The organism is Intestinicryptomonas porci, from assembly GCF_033971905.1.
GTDB lineage: Bacteria > Verrucomicrobiota > Verrucomicrobiia > Opitutales > Intestinicryptomonadaceae > Intestinicryptomonas > Intestinicryptomonas porci.
The window spans coordinates 151,601-167,910 of sequence record NZ_JALBUT010000004.1 but is presented as its reverse complement, the minus strand read 5'-3'; the positions used below and the strand labels follow the sequence as shown (position 1 = coordinate 167,910).

The window sequence follows — 16,310 nt, the reverse complement described above, 5'->3', positions numbered from 1 at the left end:
AAAAACAAATTTCAAATTTTTTTTGATTTTATTTGCCGTCGCTTTGTATTTATATTTTTTAAATTTATTTAAGTAAAATTTTAAATTTCCGACATATGACAATTTTTTTTAAACGATTGTTTCTCATCTTATCATCAGCTGTTTTTTCCTTGCAGGCTGCCGCGCAAAATTCAAACCAATTAAGCGGCGTTGTGAAAATCGAAGCCGTTTCCTGTTCGCCCGACTTCTTTTCTCCATGGCGCACGGGTGAACAGAGTGCCGCAAGCGGAAGCGGCGTCGTGATAGAAGGCAACTATATTTTGACAAACTCGCACAATATTGCCGACGCGACTTACATCGCAGTTGAACGCGAGCAAAACGGAATTCCCGTGCCTGCAAAAGTAAAAGCAGTCAACCACCAGTGCGACCTCGCCTTGCTCGAAGTCGAAGACAAGTCTTTTTTTGACGGAATTAAACCTTTTGAAATCGGCAATACGCCTCCCGCACAAACTCCTGTCTTTGTTGTGGGCTATCCGATGGGCGGAGACGGCATTTCGGTGACGCAGGGGATTATTTCAAGAATCGAGTCAATGCAATACGCCCAATATCCGTACATGAATCATATCGCAGCCCAACTTGACGCCGCTATAAATCCGGGGAACAGCGGAGGCCCCATTCTCTTTAAAAACAAAATAGTAGGCATTGCATTCCAGGGCTTCAAAGAGGGGGAGGGGCTGGGATACATGATTCATACCGACATCATAAAACACTTTTTAAGCGAAGTAAAATCCGGAGAAATAAAAGGGTTTGGCAGTTTGTGCATAACATACCAAACATTGCAGTCGGCGGATACCAGAAGATTTTTGAAGATGAAAAAACATCATAGCGGGGTTATGATTGTGGAAACTTTCGCGAATGCCGATTTAAATTTGAAAGAGGGAGATGTGATTTTATCGATTGACGGATTTAAAATTTTAAACAACGGAAATGTAGTTGCCGAAAGCGGAGAAAATGTTTCATTCGGCGTCATAACCGACCGCAAGCGCCTTGGCGACACCGTGAAATTGCGCCTGCTAAGAGACGGCAAAGAGCTTGAAGCCGATGTGGAACTTAAAGCCGCAATGCATAAAATTGCGCCGCACTACTACAACAAATCGCCCGAATACCTGCTTGTCGGCGGTTTTGTGTTTACGAAACTTTCGCTAAGCCTTCTCGACGAATATCGGAGAGTGCCCGATGAAATGTCGGTTCTTTTCTCAAAGACAAACTCCGACGCCGACGAAGAAACGATAATTCTTGCGCAAACTTTGGGCGACGTGTCAACCGAAGGCTACAAGGGAGTCGGAAACTTGATTTTAAAATCCGTAAACGGCAAAAAAGTGAAAAACCTGAAAGAGCTTGCTAAAATGTACGATTTGCAAAACGAAGGCTTTTTCATCATGGAAAGCAATAACGGAATAAAAATAATCGTTGACATAAAAAATCTGAAAGACTCCCTGCCGCGAATAATGAAAAACTACAAAATTTCTTCCGACAGAAATTTATAAATGCATTCTGCCATTTTTAATCTTGTTATTCATTTATCTAAATATAAAATTTAGAAGAAATGAAAAAGTTTTTGATATTTTGGATATTTATTTATATATTTACCGCATTTGCATCAGGGAAAAAGTCGTTTAATTTTGCGTATTTTGACAAAATGCTCGAAGTTTCAAACGGTGATAGTTTTTTAGTTTCACCGCTTTTATTTTCCGACCATCTTGAAATTCTTTCCAAATTTGCAAGTGGCAAAGCTCTGAAAGAATTGGAAGCCCTTTTTAATTCCTATGAGTTTTTCGAATACAATCCCTCTCAAATTATCATAAAAGATCATGGTAGTAGAATAAATTTCATAGATAAGAGAGTTGCGATTTTTGCCTCTGAAGACTTTTTTAAAAAGATAAAAGACCTCGATATTATTGATTCGGTTTTTAGTAAAATCAATCATGTAGAAAATTTGTCTGAAAACCAAACAGAACAAATAAATAATCTCATTGAAAAACATACGCTTGGCATGGGCGAGAAAATCGACATAAATCTTCCTACTGAAAAACTCGATTTGCTCCTGTTTAGCAATTTATATTTAAAATGTTTTTGGGAGAGAGTTTATGATAGAAGCAAAAAAATGATGTTTTATCGTTCGGTAAGCGATGCATTGAATGTGGAATTTTTGTATAAAGATATTCATTCTTTTTACTTCGAAAACGAAAAGTTTATATTTGTATTCGACAATTTTTTTGATTCAGGCGGTGTGCTTTTTGCAAAGCCAAAAAACGGTTATTCTTTCAGAGACTTAACCGAAGGAGAATTTGACGAATTCTTCCACAAGGCAACAAGAAAAAAGTTGCGTATTAAAATGCCTGCTTTTGAAATTTTCACAAAAGAAAAAGACAGTATAGAGGCCATCTCAAAGTTAGGGGTAAAGGATATATTTTCTCTCAATGCGGAACTCGTTTTGGGGCTAAAAAACTTTGTGCAAACAAATTCACAAAATAAGATACGTTTTGATAGAAATGGTGTAGTTGCAAGTGCAACAAATTTATATACAAGCATTTTCGGTGGAGGGAAAAAACCTGATGTTTTCTCTCTAAACGAACCTTTTGCCTTCTTTGTAATTGGCTTTAATGAATATTATCGCAAATTTGACATTAAATCGCTTTCTTGCAAAAACATAATATTAGAAGGCGTTTTTACGGGAAAGGGAGATGTAAAGTTTTTACAGTATGATGATTAAATTTCAAATTGAGCCAATCCTTGAAACATAACGCAAAAAAAAGCGGGGCATTTGCTCCGCTTTTTTGTTTGGAATTATTTTGCAAGGAACGGCTTAAAGCGCGCCCACGGCCTGTTTTGCCTTTGCGACGGCGTAGTCGCGGTTCATTTTCGCAATCATATCCAAAGTGATGCCTTTGGGGCATACGCCTTGGCATTCGCCGTAGTTTGTGCAGTTGCCAAATCCCAGTTCGTTCATTTTTTCAACCATTGCAATTACGCGCCTGTCTTTTTCGGGCGCACCCTGGGGCAAGTAGTTGAGGTGGGAGACTTTAGCCGACGTAAAGAGCATTGCGGCGGCGTTCGGGCATGCAGCAACGCATGCGCCGCAACCGATGCACTGTGCGGCGTCCATTGACTTGTCGGAAATTTCCTTTGATATGGGAATTGCGTTTGCGTCTTGGGGCGCGCCCGTGCGGATTGAAATAAATCCGCCTGCCTGCTGGATTTGCTCGAATGCGTCGCGCGACACAACCAAGTCTTGCTTGACAGGGAAGGGACCCGCTCTCCAAGGTTCAACGACGATAGTGTCGCCGTCTTTGAACTTGCGCATATGGAGCTGGCAAACTGTTGTTTTGCGTTCGGGGCCGTGCGGAATGCCGTTAATTGTCATTGAGCACATACCGCAGATGCCTTCGCGGCAGTCGTGGTCGAAAACGATGGCTTCTTTGCCTTCCGCCACGAGGCGTTCGTTAAGAATGTCGAACATTTCCAAAAACGACGTGTCTTCGTGGATGTCGTCAACAACGTAATTTTCAAAATGTCCTTTCGATTCGGCGTTTTTTTGTCTCCAAACTTTTAAATTTATTTTCATGATGATACACCTCTTTATTATTTGTACGATCTTACGACAGGTTTAACTTCTTCATGCAGAATTTCTTCCTGATGGCGGACAGGCTTGTTGCCAAAGCCCGTGTATTCCCAAACAGCCGCGTGCGAGAAGTTTGCATCGTCGCGCTTTGCTTCGCCTTTTTGGTCGCCTTCTGTGTACTGGTATTCTTCGCGGAAGTGCGCGCCGCAGCTTTCTCTGCGTTCGAGAGCGTCGAGGCAGAGGACTTCGGCAAATTCCATAAAGTCCGCCGTACGGATTGCGCGTTCAAGCTCGGTATTAATGCAGTTTGCGTCTCCGACGACCTTTACGCCTTTCCAGAAGTCTTCGCGGATTTGCGGAATCAATTCCAAAGCCTTTTTAAGACCCGCTTCGTTTCTGCCCATGCCGCAGTATTCCCACATAATCTTTCCAAGTTCCTGATGGTAGTGGCGCGGGCTTTTTGAACCGCTCTTTGTGAGGAATTTTTCAATTCTGTCCTTTACCGACTTTTCGGCTTCCTTGAACGCTTCGCCGTCTGTCGAAGGCTTGCCTGCGCCTGTGCGGGCGAGGTAGTTCGGAAGAGTGTAGGGGATCACGAAGTAGCCGTCCGAAAGACCCTGCATGAGCGCGGACGCTCCCAAGCGGTTTGCGCCGTGGTCGGAGAAGTTCGCTTCGCCCAAGACGAATAGTCCCGGAATCGTGCTTTGGAGTTCGTAGTCAACCCACAAGCCGCCCATTGTATAGTGCGATGCGGGGTAAATGCGCATCGGGCGTTCGTATGCGTTTTCGCCTGTGATGCGTTCGTACATTTCAAATAGGTTGCCGTATCTTTCTTCGATGGCTTTTTTGCCGTCGCGTTTGATTGCCGTCGCGAAATCGAGATATACGCCGCGGCGTTCGCCGCCAACGACATTGCCTACGCCTCTGCCGTCGTCGCAGGCTTCCTTTGCCGCGCGGGAAGAAATGTCGCGAGGAGCAAGATTGCCGAAAGACGGATATTTTCTTTCGAGGTAGTAGTCTCTGTCTTCCTCTTTAATTTCGTTCGGATTTTTGCCGCAATTTTCCTTTGACTTGGGAACCCAAATTCTGCCGTCGTTTCTCAAAGATTCGCTCATCAAAGTGAGCTTGCTCTGCTGTTCGCCGTGGACGGGAATGCAGGTCGGGTGGATTTGCGTAAAGCAGGGGTTTGCAAAGCCCGCGCCCTTTCTGTAGCAGTTGAAAGCCGCGGAAACAGAGCACCCCTGTGCGTTTGTCGAAAGGTAGAATACGTTGCCGTAGCCGCCCGTGCAGAGCAAAACCGCGTCTGCCGAGAAAGACTTGATTTCGCCCGTTACCAAGTTGCGGCAAACGATGCCCTTTGCGTGTCCGTCAACAATCACAAGCTCCATCATTTCCTGGCGTGTGTACATCTTGACCTTGCCAAGACCGATTTGGCGAACCAATGCGGAATACGCGCCCAAGAGAAGCTGCTGACCCGTTTGACCGCGGGCGTAGAATGTGCGGCTGACCTGCGCGCCGCCGAAAGAGCGGTTTGCGAGAAGACCGCCGTATTCGCGCGCAAACGGAACGCCTTGCGCCACGCACTGGTCGATGATGTTGTTCGACACTTGCGCCAAGCGGTAAACATTGGCTTCGCGCGAGCGGAAGTCGCCTCCCTTTACGGTGTCGTAGAAGAGGCGGTAAATAGAGTCGCCGTCGTTCTGGTAATTCTTTGCGGCATTGATGCCGCCCTGGGCTGCGATTGAGTGCGCCCTGCGCGGAGAGTCCTGATAGCAGAAGCAGGAAACGTTGTAGCCCTGTTCCGCCAATGTAGCCGCCGCGCTTGCGCCTGCAAGACCCGAACCGACCACTATTACATGGTACTTTCTGCGGTTTGCGGGGTTTACGAGCTTGGCGTGGAATTTGTAGTTATCCCACTTTTCCGAAATTTTCCCCTCGGGAATTTTTGAATCCAAATTGAAACTCATATAAAATCTTTCTTATTTTGCAGGGTTAGCCTTGTCGCAAGATTTGCATTCAAGGAACTTGTAGTCGATAAAGATTGGCTTGCCTTCCGCCTTCGGTGCGAGTTCTTCATATTGCTTTACGACTTCCTTGACGGGCAAAATTTGGCAGGGAGTGAATTTTGAAACCAAAACGGAGAGGGGGGCGATTGAAAATCCGCCGAAAATCACAACGGCGTAAATCAAAGCCACTGCATTTAGCTTGTATCTTACCTGTTCGTTTCTGAGACCTACCGACTGGAACATTGAAGAAACGGCGTGGACCAAGTGAAAACCGATTGCGAACATCGCAACGATGTAGCCCAAGCTTACCCATACGTTGTTAAAGCCCAAAATTACCATTGCGTAAACGTCGTGCAAAGTTTTGCCTTCGTACATTCCGGAACCGCAAACCCAGTCGAGCGACTTAAATTCGGGGTTCAAGCAAAGAACTGTGTAGTGCAGAATGTGCACTACGGCAAACAGCAATATTACTGTCCCAGTATAAATCATTGTTTTTGCCGCCGCGGACGAAACAACCGACTGCTTTACTGCGTAGGTTTGAGGGCGCGCCTTCTTGTTTTCCATTACGAGCAGATATGCCATTGCAAAGTGGATTACAAGGCACAAACCAAGCCCGAGGCGGAATCCCCACAGTATTTCCCAGGGGAGAGTCTGCAAGAAGTTTGCATAAGCGTTAATTGCGTGCGGGCCGCCTTCCAACACTTGGAGATTGCCAAGCATGTGGATGAGTAAAAACGACGCCAACGCAAAACCGGTAATTGCCATCACGAATTTCTTTATAAGCGACGACGACAGGGTTTTTGTTAGGTTAGACATAGTGCTGTTATTTTTACTTTGATAATAAATGTAGCTTTTAAAGAATCAGACTTTGCATTTTTTTATAAAAACATTCAATCTTTTTTTTCCGAACAGCTTTAAATTTACCCCGAATTGATTACTTCTTGACAAGTTGCCAAAAATCCCCGACATTTTTTTGAAACTCGGTTCGGACGTCCCGAATTGGGGTGCTTTTTTATTGGAACGCAAGGGCGGGGCGCCGTTTGCCGAAAAGAAAGGGAACTGCATGCTTAAAACATTTGAAATTGTTGACGGCAAAATAACAGAATCGCCGAATGGCGCAATATTCTCCTACATATCCCCGACGGAAGAAGAGAAGCGGTATCTTGTGGACACTTGCCAAATCGACCCGCACTCGCTGAATTCCGCCCTTGACCCCGACGAGATTTCGCGCGTTGAGTTTGAGGATAACCACATAGCCATAATTTTAAAGCAGCCGCGCAACTATTCGGCGGAAGACTTGCTTGGCTTTGGCGTGACATCGGTCGGCATATTCTTGTTTGACGACAAAATGATTATCGTGCAACCCGAGGAAAATCCGCTTTTCGAGTACGGCAGGGGGGCTTTGAGGGCGCGTTCTTTAAGGGGAGTGATTTTAAGAATTTTACACCATGCAACAAACCACTTCCTTGAACATTTGAAAATCATACGATTGATTTCCGCAAGGATAGAAAAAGATATCGAGTTTTCGGTTTCAAACCACCACTTGACGGAAATGTTCGTCCTTTCCAAAAGCTTGACCTACTATGAGAGCGCGACGACCGCAAACAAGGTTCTGCTTGCAAAACTCGTGCGCGACACTGAAAAAATAGGGTTTTCGGAAACCGAAAGCGAACTGCTTGAAGATATCATTGTCGAAAACAACCAATGCGTGCGAATGACTGAAATATACACGAACATTCTCGTTGGAATGAGCGATGCGAGAGGTTCCATTGTAAGCAACAACCTCTCAGTGCTTATGAAACAGCTCGCGGTCATAAACATCATTTTTCTGCCCTTAAACGTCATTGTAGGGCTTGGAGGAATGAGCGAATTTACAATGATGACGCAGGGCGTCTGGTGGGGGCACACATACAGCGCAATGACGCTTCTTCTCGTGCTTTTGGCATACGGCACGTATTATTTCTTGAAAAAGGTAAACCTTTCAAAATCTGACGACGAATTTTAAATTAAAACACATATGAAAATAAAAGCATTCAAAGGATTAAGACCAAAAGACGGCTTGGCAAAAGACATCGCAAGCCTTCCGTACGACGTTGTAAATTTCAAGCAGGCGTGCAAGGAAGCCGAAGGCAAGCCGCTAAGCTTTATGCGCGTTGTCCGCAGCGAGCTTGAACTCGACCCGAATATCGACCCTTATACTCAGGCGGTTTACGACCATGCGAAGGAAAATTTTGAAAAACTCGTAAAAAACGGGTATTTAATCAGGGAAGACGCCCCATCAATGTACCTATACCGCCAGCAGATGGGAAGCCATTCCCAAACAGGCATCGTCGCGACTTTCAGCGCGCAAGATTACGATGCGGATGTCATCAAAAAGCATGAAAAAACCCGCAAGGCGAAAGAGGACGACCGCTACAATTTGACCCGCACTCTGCGCGTCAACACGGGTCCCGTTTTCCTCACGGTAAAAGACGGCACAAAACTCGACGAAATCGTGGAAAACAAAAAGGACGAAGACGCCTTGTTTGACTTTGTCGCAGACGATGGCATACGCCACAGCGTTTGGAAAATTTCAGATCCGAAACTTTTGAATGAAATCGTTGAAGTTTTCGACAAAATCCCGTGCGCATATGTCGCCGACGGACATCACAGAAGCGCGTCAAACGCGCGTTGCGCCCGCGATCTTGCAAAAGAGAACCCCAATCATTCGGGTGATGAAGACTACAACTGGTTCTTGTCGGTTTGCTTCCCCGCAGGACAGCTTAAAATTCTTCCCTACAACCGAGTTGTGAAGGATTTGGCGGGCAGAACACCCGAAGAATTTTTGGCGGAGCTTAAAAAGGTTTGCGAAGTTTCAAAAACATCTGAAAAAGAGCCGAAATCGCCCACAAACGTGAACATGTATTTGGACGGCGAGTGGTATGCGCTCGCATTCGGTTCGACTGACGGGTTGGACGCTGTTGAGTCTTTGGACGTGTCGCTTCTCCAAAACAGGGTGCTTTCTCCGCTTCTTGGCATCGGAGACCCGCGCACAGACGAAAGAATTGACTTTGTAGGCGGCATAAAGGGAGTAAAGGAGCTTGAACGCCTTGTCGATAGCGGAGAATTCAAAGTTGCGTTTTCGATGTATCCCACAACCGTCGAACAGCTCATGGCGATTGCCGATGCGGGTCAGATTATGCCTCCAAAATCCACTTGGTTTGAACCGAAATTGCGCTCGGGCCTGTTTGTCCATACATTCTAAAAGCCATGTTTTTCTTTCCAAAACCAAAATCGGTTGAAATCCGCGAGGGAGAATTTTTGCCCTTGAAGCAGGGCGATGTCATTCTCTCTCCCGCCGGAATTCCGCAGGGCGCAAAAGTAAAGCTTGATTTGACATATCCCGTACCCTGCAAAGAGGCGTACGAACTCGATGTTTCAAAAGACGGCATAACCATCAGAACTTCGGGTGAAGAGGGCGCGCGCATGGCATTTCAAACCTTGCGCCAGGCGATAGCGCAAGGCTCTAAAGAGGGCGTGCAATGCCTAAAAATCGTTGACGAGCCAACGCTTAAAATTCGCGGTTTTATGCTTGATATAAGCAGGTGTAAAGTCCCGACGATGCAAACTCTTGCCTACCTTGTGGATTTGCTTTCGCTTTTCAAGTTCAACAGGCTCGAGCTTTATACAGAGCATACTTTCGCTTTTCAAAACCACGAGCTTGTTTGGGGCGACAGCACTCCGATGACTCCCCAGCAATATAAAATTTTAGACGCTCTTTGCGCCCGCGCGAACATCGAGCTTGTCCCGAATTTGAACAGCTTGGGGCATATGGACAGATGGCTTCGCTATCCCGAATACCAACATCTTGCCGAATGCGAGGCTCCGTTTATCGACCCTATGGGCAACGAACGCCCGTATCCCACAACCCTTTATCCGTCAAAAGAATCTCTCGATTTCATCGGCTCTCTTTACGACGACTTTTTGCCGAACTTCACATCCAAAAACTTCAATGCGGGGTGCGACGAGCCGTGGGAATTTGGAACGGGAAGATCGAAGGAAGAATGCGATAAAATCGGCAAATACAAGGTTTACGCAAACTATGTGAAAGAACTTTCAAAACTTGCCAAAAACCACGGCAAGAGAATTCACATTTGGGCTGACGTAATCTTGGAAGAGCCTGAATTTGCAAAAGAGCTTCCCGAAGACTTGGTTGCGCTTCTCTGGGGGTATTATCCCGACAGCCCCATAGACGAAGAGGCTAAAATTCTGCACGACCAAAAACGCGACTTCATCGTGGTTGGCGGAACAAATACTTGGAACAGTTTTGCAATACGCCTTGATACAGCCTATCAAAACGTAAAAGACGTTTGCTCTTCCGCGAAAAAATGGGGGGCAATGGGCGCAATGCTCACAAACTGGGGCGACAACGGCAACCATCAGGCTTGGTGCGCGATGTGGCTTGCGGTTTTGGCGTTCGCCCAATCTGCATGGGGCGATGATTTTGAAGAAGCCGATGTCTGCAAGGCGGCTGATATGTTTGTATTCCAAGACCCGACCGGAAACATGTCAAAAGCCCTTACAGAACTTGGCAGGTGCGATCCCGCAAAGAAATTGCATTCGCTTCATAACAAACTTTTCTTTGCCGACTCAAAGAAAATTGCGGAGCTTAAAGAGCAGGGCGCGGAAGAACATTTTAAATCTATGTTTGAAGGCGCAAACAAGGCGATAGAATTTCTCTCAAAGGCGGAGCCTCACAGCCCCGATGCCGAAGTTTGCAAGGGTGAAATCGCGCTTGCCGCAGACCTTATAAAATGGACGGTTGCAAGGGCAAGCGACGATGAAAAAATCCAAAGCTTGAACTTGCGAAAAACCCTCAAAGTTATGCGCTCTCAATACGAGCAAATTTGGCTTGCGCGCGCAAGAATCGGCGGTCTTTTTGAAAGCTCAATGAGGGCATTTGCAAACCGCACGGAAGAATAGGGGTTCGCTAAAAAAATCAAAAAACTTCGGACTTTGCAAATATCCGAAGTTTTTTTTGCGTGCATATTTTGTAGAAAATTCCAAATATGGAAACGTCAGGCAAGCTTGCTTTTTTATAATTAACTACTTTTTTCTAATAATGTCTGTTATCGGACAATATCCGTAAATTGCGCTCGCGAAAAGCGCAAAAACCAAAGCCAATATCAGAAAACTAAAAATTCCCGAAAATGCGTTTGAAAAGACAATCCAAGATAGAACAAAACAAACGGCAATCCTCACGGAACGCGAAAAAATGTTCATGTTTGAACGCGCGGAATTTTCAGTTTTTACATTCCTAAAAATTAAATTGTCGAGAGAAAACTTTCCGCCGCCCGAAACCATTAAGAACGCATACATGCCCAAAAACAATATCGGCAGAGCTTTCACGAAAAAAGGATCGAAAAAATGGAATTTTGTGGCGACCGCCATATTTATAAAAAGCACAAACGCGGCAAATCTTGTCTGTAAGCCCAAAATCAACATTGCGGCACATCCAATCTGGGCAAAAAGCGTAAGCCAAAGCGAAGGCAACATGCCAATGCCAATCGGGTCATTGAAAAAATTTACGGAAAGCTCGCCATAGTTTTGAATTTTCGACCAGCCGTAAGGCAACATCATAATTCCCGCAAAAATTCTAAAAATTGAAACCGCCGCCGATTGAGCGTCCGAACTTGCGGGAATGTTCTTGAAGAAACAAATTAAAAATTCGCTTAACTTTTTCATATTCTAAAATTCTTGCAATAAATACTGTTAAATTACAATTCTTAAATTTAAAATTCCCAAGATAAATCAAAGATTATGGCACGCAAAATAAATGCCTTTAAACAATATTTCTCACAAACAAACATATTGATAGCCAAATAATTAACAATCCGAATTTGTCGCACAATATATATTATGTCTAATGAGTTAAAACGAGATTGAAACGTTGGTATTGCACGCCTTGATAAAATAAGTATTCCGGTTAATCATAATATTTGCCTGTTTTGGCTTGCGTAAATTGCGGATAAAGGCTGAATCTATAATCTGTCATGAATAAAATTGAGGTAAAAAGCAATTCGGACAAAATTTATCCGCAATTTAAAAGGTTGTATGAAGAAAGTTTTCCCCTTGCCGAACAGCGGACTGAATTTCAGCAAAAAATGGCATTTGAAAGCGAAAGGTACCACTTGATTTGCCATGAAGAAAACAATGTGCTTGCAGGCTTTATTTCGTATTGGGATTTCGACAATTTTATATACATAGAACATTTTGCCGTAAATAAAGATTTGCGCGGACGCGGATATGGTTTTAAGATTATGGAAGAATTCAAGTCTGCAACCGATAAAATACTCGTTCTTGAAATAGATAAAATTACGGATGCGCAATCGGCCGCAAGATTGCGTTTTTATAAAAAATGCGGTTTCTTTGAAAATCCCCATAAACATTCACACCCGGGATATGGGTATGGGCTTGGAGAATGCCCCATGCTCATTTTAAGCACTCAGCGGCAGATAACTTCTAAAGAGTATGCTAAATTTTATTCCGATTTAAAAAATTTGGCAATGCGCCATTAGCAGAATAGTTTTTGCGTTCCCCAAAGCATAAAATTTTCCATAAGGGATTTTTATGCGCTTTATATGGCGGAATTTTATTATTGCATTGTTAATGGGTGTTATTTAAAAAGATTTTTTATGCCCATTAAAATTAAAGGATTTAAAATTTTTGAAGGAGCGTCGCCGGATGTTTCGTTTTTGCCGATGCTTGCAAGGCGCAAGCTTGACCTAACGGGCAAAATCGTTTTTCAATTGGCGAATGCCCTTGCGGGCGGCAAAAGCGGCTACAAGTCTGTTTTTGCATCGAGATACGGCTGTTTGAACGACTGCATTAAGCTTTTCGACTCCTTAAACTCGGGTATGGGCGTTTCTCCGAACGGTTTTTCTTCTTCGGTGCACAATTTCCCGATGGGTATGTTTTCGATTGTTGAAAAGAACAAGTCTCCCTACACTGCCATTGCCGCGGGCGAAAATTCTCTCGAAGCGGGATTGGTTGAAGCCTTTTTGGAAACGGGCAAAGTTTTGTTTGTATATGCACAGGAGCCGCTGCTTGATATGATTGACGGCGAAAGTGCGCCGCCTTGCGGGCTGGCGTTTTATTGTGAAAATTGCGAAAGCGGCGAAATTTGCGTCGAATTCGGCAATTTTTCGGTAGAGCCGATGAGTTTTGAAAAATTAAAATGCTTTTTTGAAAACGGCGGAGAAATTTGCGGCAAATTTTTGAAATTAAAATCGGCAGTATGACGTTCTTGCGTTCAGTTTTAACCGCAATATTCTTTGCATTGTTCGGAGTCGGCGGCTTTTTGATGGGGATAGTGGTTGTTCCCGTTGCCATGCTGTTTTCAAAGGAACATGCAATATCTGCGTTAAGGTTGTCGTGGAAATTTTTTGTCGGCGGATTGGAGTTTTTCCGTTTGATAAAGCTTGAAAAGAAAAATTTGAACTCTTCGCACAGGGGAGTTGTAATTGCCGCAAACCACCCCACTCTGCTTGACATCGTGTTTTTGATGAGCTCCTATGAAAACTCGGTTTGCATCGTAAAAGAGTCTCTTCTTCGCAATATTTTGCTTAGGCCTATTGTAAGGAGCATATTTATTCCCACAAAGGAGTTCGATATTTCATCAATCGACAAGGCGGCGGACGCGATAAGAAGCGGAATAAATGTCATAATTTTCCCAGAAGGCACGCGCAGCGACAATCCCCGCAAAAAAGTGCATTCGGGAGCCGCGCGGATTGCGATAAAAACAGCCTGCCACGTCATTCCCGTGCGCATAACTTGCGACCCTTTGATTTTGGGGAAGACCTCCAATCCGCTGAGCGTTTCAAACCGCACAGTGAAGTTTGCGCTTCAAGAATTTGCCCCAATCTTTCCGGAAGCAAACCCCGATTTAAGCAACGCGAAAAAGTCGAGGATTTTGACTTCAAAAATATCGGAAATTTTAAAAATATAACAACTTATGGATAAAAAAGAAATATCTGAACAAGTAAAAGAGCTAATCATAACCGCTCTAAATTTGGAAGACATGTCGCCCGACGACATAGAGCAGACAGCCCCGCTTTTCAAGGACGGACTGGGCTTGGACTCTATAGACGCCTTGGAGTTGGGAATGGAAATCAAAAAAAAGTTCGGCGTTACGTTTTCTGAATTTGAAGACAACAGCGAAATATTCTTTTCGGTGGATACGATAGCCGACTACATCATAAAAAATTTATCAACCCAAACAAAATAAAAACATGGCAACAAGAGAAGAAATTGCAAATTCTATAAAAGACATTCTTTCCGAAGAGTTTGAATGCGAAAAAAGCTCTATAAGCGACTCCACGAACCTGTTTACGGAACTTGATTTGGATTCGATAGACGCGGTCGATTTGGTGGTGCGCTTGCAGCAAAAGACAAAAAAGCGCGTAAATCCGGAAGATTTCAAGAAAATCAGAACGTTTGGCGAAGTGGTCGATATTGTCGAAAAGCTTGTGAATGAAAAGTAGCGCGCCAGTAAAAGCCATTGCGGCCGCCGTCGTTGCATGCTATCCGTTTGCGGTTTTCTTCGCGATAAAAAGCGGATGCGGCGAAGCGGCGGTTGCCGTTTTGACTATCGCGGTGTTGCTTGGCTTTTTCATAAACCGCCAAAAAATCCTGCTTGTTGGCGGGATTTCGGTCATCGCGCTTTCGGCGGTTCTTGGCAGGGCGGAGTTGGTCAAGTTCTATCCCGTTGTGATGAATTTCACCGTAATGGCAGTATTTGCGCTTTCGCTTAAAAAAAAGCCTCTCGTTCAGATTATCGGCGAAAAAATGCGCGGAGCACTCCCCCAAAAGGGGGTAGAATACGCGCGCAAGGCGACTTTCGCCTGGGCGGTGTTTATGTTTTTCCTCGCCATGTGTTCTCTTGCGACCGTTTTTATGTCGAATGAAGTTTGGGCGGCATTCAACGGATTTTTGTCTTACATTTTAATTGTGCTCATGTTTTTTTTCGAATACCTGGCGCGTAGAAAGGCTTTAAAAGATGTTTGTTAGCCCCGAAAATTTCTTTACGGAAAATGTTTCAGACTTTGCCGCTTTCAAGCTTGAAAAAGGTTCGGTTTCGTTTGGGCAAATGAAAAAAGACGTTGCAAGATACGCTTCGCATTTCGCAGGGAGCAAACATGAAGATTTTGTATTGTACGTCGAAGGCGACGCCGTTTTGTTTGCAACGCTTTTCTTTGCGCTCTTGCAGGCAAAAAAGCGTGTCATGCTTCCATCTTCCGAAAAGATGGCGGAAGATTTTTCAAAAAGCGAAAATCTGCCCGTAATAACCAACAAGAAAACGCTTTCTGCAAATTTATTCGACATTCCCAAAGACCTTCCCGAATGCGAATTCGATTTTATAAATATGCGCGAAAGCAGGGTGTGCTTTTTTACGTCGGGCTCCACATCCGCGCCCAAGATGATTGAAAAAACCTTCGCAACTCTAAGCGATGAAACTAAAAACAGCGCAAGTATCATGGGGCGTTTTGAAGACTGCGCGGTGGTTTCGACTTGCGAGCCTTTCCATTTGTATGGAATGCTTTGGAGGCTTCTTTATCCGATGTCGCTAAAAATGCCCGCGCATTCAATAACGATAAGAGATCCTGAAACACTTATTGCAATTCAAAAGCAAAATCAGAAAGTCTTGTTTATAACAACGCCGTCTTTCATCGAAGCTGTCGCAAGGCACCGCGAGCTTTACGATTTCCCGCAAAATGTGGCTGCAATCACGACAAGCGGCGGGCTTTTGAAAGAAAAGGCATGCGCCGATGCAAAGGAAATTTGGGGCGCAATTCCCACGGAGATTTTCGGAAGCACCGAAAGCGGCGGCATTGCAAGCAGAAACAGAGGCGTTTCCGATTCTTGGAGCGTTTTTGGGGAAGTTGAAATCGGCATTGACGCTCGGGGATGCCTGCTCGCCAAATCCCCCTACGCGCTCGGCGGAGAATTTCAGACGAACGACATCGTGGAAATTTTTTGCGGCGGAAGAAAATTTAATTTTTTCGGGCGCATAGACAGGCTCGTTAAAATCGGCGAAACACAGCTTAATATTCCCGATATGGAAAATGCGGTTTTGGCGCACGAATTTGTCGAAAACTGCCATGTGGATTTTGATGGCAATGCGCTTAGGGCGCTTATTGTTTTAAATTCCGAAGGCAGGCGGTTTTTTATGGAAAACGGTCGCCTGAAACTTCTAAGCGAAATAAACAGGCGCGTAAAAGAAAGTTTCTACTCCAAATTTTCTCTCCGAAAAATAAAGGTTGTAAATTCAATTCCGACGAACGCTCAGGGCAAAATTTTAAAGGGCGAAATTAAAAAAAATTTTAATTTGAAGACGGAAGAGCCAATAATTTGCGACATAAAAAAACACGACTTTGGCGCGGATATGGAAATATTTTTTGCCGCCGAGAGCGCGTATTTTAACGGACATTTCTCGATGGCAAAAATTTTGCCGGGGGCTATCCAGCTCCACTTTGCCATTAACTTTGCAAAAAAGCTTTTTGACAAAACCGATTATCCCAAGCGTGTAAAAAGGCTGAAATTTTCAAACATAATAAGACCGCGCGAAATTGTCTTGCTTTCAATAAAAAACGGGGAAAATTCCTGCACGTTTTCCTATTCAAAACAAGGGCTTCCCTGTTCTTCGGGAGTTTTGGAATTTTGAA

The 16,310-nt window shown here is 44.4% G+C and carries 16 protein-coding genes; 12 read left to right on the top strand and 4 right to left on the bottom strand.

What is annotated here, in order from left to right:
* Nucleotides 1-95 precede the first annotated feature (95 nt).
* Together MOX91_RS04600 and MOX91_RS04595 are read left to right on the top strand one after the other, a co-directional pair.
* The gene (locus MOX91_RS04600; RefSeq protein WP_370396909.1) at nt 96-1,526 is read left to right on the top strand and encodes a S1C family serine protease; all 1,431 of its coding nucleotides are present in this window, start codon (nt 96-98) and stop codon (nt 1,524-1,526) included.
* A 59-nt stretch (nt 1,527-1,585) separates the two neighbouring features.
* On the top strand, nt 1,586-2,752 hold the full coding sequence (locus MOX91_RS04595; RefSeq protein ID WP_370396908.1) for a serpin family protein: 1,167 nt from the start codon (nt 1,586-1,588) through the stop codon (nt 2,750-2,752).
* Nucleotides 2,753-2,845: 93 nt separating this feature from the next.
* Here the strand turns inward: MOX91_RS04595 and MOX91_RS04590 are convergent, their stop codons facing one another.
* The 3 genes from MOX91_RS04590 to MOX91_RS04580 are packed head-to-tail and all read right to left on the bottom strand — an operon-like array spanning nt 2,846 to nt 6,423.
* Entirely contained in the window at nt 2,846-3,604 is a 759-nt protein-coding gene (locus tag MOX91_RS04590; RefSeq protein ID WP_370396907.1) for a succinate dehydrogenase/fumarate reductase iron-sulfur subunit, read from the bottom strand.
* 17 nt (nt 3,605-3,621) lie between these two features.
* Nucleotides 3,622-5,568: a fumarate reductase/succinate dehydrogenase flavoprotein subunit gene (locus MOX91_RS04585; RefSeq protein ID WP_370396906.1), complete on the bottom strand. Its 1,947-nt coding sequence runs from the start codon at nt 5,566-5,568 to the stop codon at nt 3,622-3,624.
* Nucleotides 5,569-5,580: 12 nt separating this feature from the next.
* Nucleotides 5,581-6,423: a succinate dehydrogenase cytochrome b subunit gene (locus MOX91_RS04580; protein WP_370396905.1), complete on the bottom strand. Its 843-nt coding sequence runs from the start codon at nt 6,421-6,423 to the stop codon at nt 5,581-5,583.
* 133 nt (nt 6,424-6,556) lie between these two features.
* On the opposite strand from MOX91_RS04580, the gene MOX91_RS04575 reads away from it, so the two are divergent.
* Genes MOX91_RS04575 through MOX91_RS04565 form a run of 3 tightly spaced genes read left to right on the top strand, consistent with a single transcriptional unit; the run spans nt 6,557 to nt 10,569 of the window.
* Nucleotides 6,557-7,612 (top strand): magnesium transporter CorA family protein, encoded by a 1,056-nt coding sequence (locus MOX91_RS04575; protein ID WP_370396904.1) that lies wholly within the window; start codon nt 6,557-6,559, stop codon nt 7,610-7,612.
* A 12-nt stretch (nt 7,613-7,624) separates the two neighbouring features.
* Nucleotides 7,625-8,851, top strand: coding sequence for a DUF1015 domain-containing protein (locus MOX91_RS04570; protein ID WP_370396903.1), 1,227 nt, complete (start codon nt 7,625-7,627; stop codon nt 8,849-8,851).
* A gap of 5 nt (nt 8,852-8,856) precedes the next feature.
* Entirely contained in the window at nt 8,857-10,569 is a 1,713-nt protein-coding gene (locus MOX91_RS04565) for a beta-N-acetylhexosaminidase (RefSeq protein ID WP_370396902.1), read from the top strand.
* 123 nt (nt 10,570-10,692) lie between these two features.
* On the opposite strand, the gene MOX91_RS04560 is transcribed toward MOX91_RS04565, so the two are convergent.
* A complete protein-coding gene (locus MOX91_RS04560; RefSeq protein ID WP_370396901.1) occupies nt 10,693-11,331 on the bottom strand; it encodes a DoxX family protein in 639 nt (212 codons plus the stop codon).
* A gap of 308 nt (nt 11,332-11,639) precedes the next feature.
* Between MOX91_RS04560 and MOX91_RS04555 the strand changes: the two genes are divergently transcribed.
* The 7 genes from MOX91_RS04555 to MOX91_RS04525 all read left to right on the top strand — a co-directional run bounded on the left by MOX91_RS04555 (nt 11,640) and on the right by MOX91_RS04525 (nt 16,309).
* Nucleotides 11,640-12,164 carry a GNAT family N-acetyltransferase gene (locus tag MOX91_RS04555; protein WP_370396900.1) on the top strand — a complete coding sequence of 175 codons (525 nt, stop codon included), beginning with the start codon at nt 11,640-11,642 and terminating at the stop codon, nt 12,162-12,164.
* 117 nt (nt 12,165-12,281) lie between these two features.
* Nucleotides 12,282-12,887: a beta-ketoacyl synthase chain length factor gene (locus MOX91_RS04550; protein WP_370396899.1), complete on the top strand. Its 606-nt coding sequence runs from the start codon at nt 12,282-12,284 to the stop codon at nt 12,885-12,887.
* Entirely contained in the window at nt 12,884-13,594 is a 711-nt protein-coding gene (locus MOX91_RS04545; protein ID WP_370396898.1) for a lysophospholipid acyltransferase family protein, read from the top strand. The genes MOX91_RS04550 and MOX91_RS04545 overlap by 4 nt, the downstream gene beginning before the upstream one ends.
* A 6-nt stretch (nt 13,595-13,600) precedes the next feature.
* Nucleotides 13,601-13,873 (top strand): phosphopantetheine-binding protein, encoded by a 273-nt coding sequence (locus MOX91_RS04540; protein ID WP_370396897.1) that lies wholly within the window; start codon nt 13,601-13,603, stop codon nt 13,871-13,873.
* Nucleotides 13,874-13,877: 4 nt separating this feature from the next.
* Complete coding sequence (locus MOX91_RS04535; RefSeq protein WP_370396896.1) at nt 13,878-14,129, top strand: acyl carrier protein; 252 nt, start codon at nt 13,878-13,880, stop codon at nt 14,127-14,129.
* Nucleotides 14,119-14,655, top strand: coding sequence for a COG4648 family protein (locus MOX91_RS04530; RefSeq protein ID WP_370396895.1), 537 nt, complete (start codon nt 14,119-14,121; stop codon nt 14,653-14,655). The genes MOX91_RS04535 and MOX91_RS04530 overlap by 11 nt, the downstream gene beginning before the upstream one ends.
* Nucleotides 14,645-16,309, top strand: coding sequence for an ApeI family dehydratase (locus MOX91_RS04525; protein WP_370396894.1), 1,665 nt, complete (start codon nt 14,645-14,647; stop codon nt 16,307-16,309). Before MOX91_RS04530 ends, MOX91_RS04525 begins: the two co-directional genes overlap by 11 nt.
* Nucleotide 16,310 lies beyond the last annotated feature (1 nt).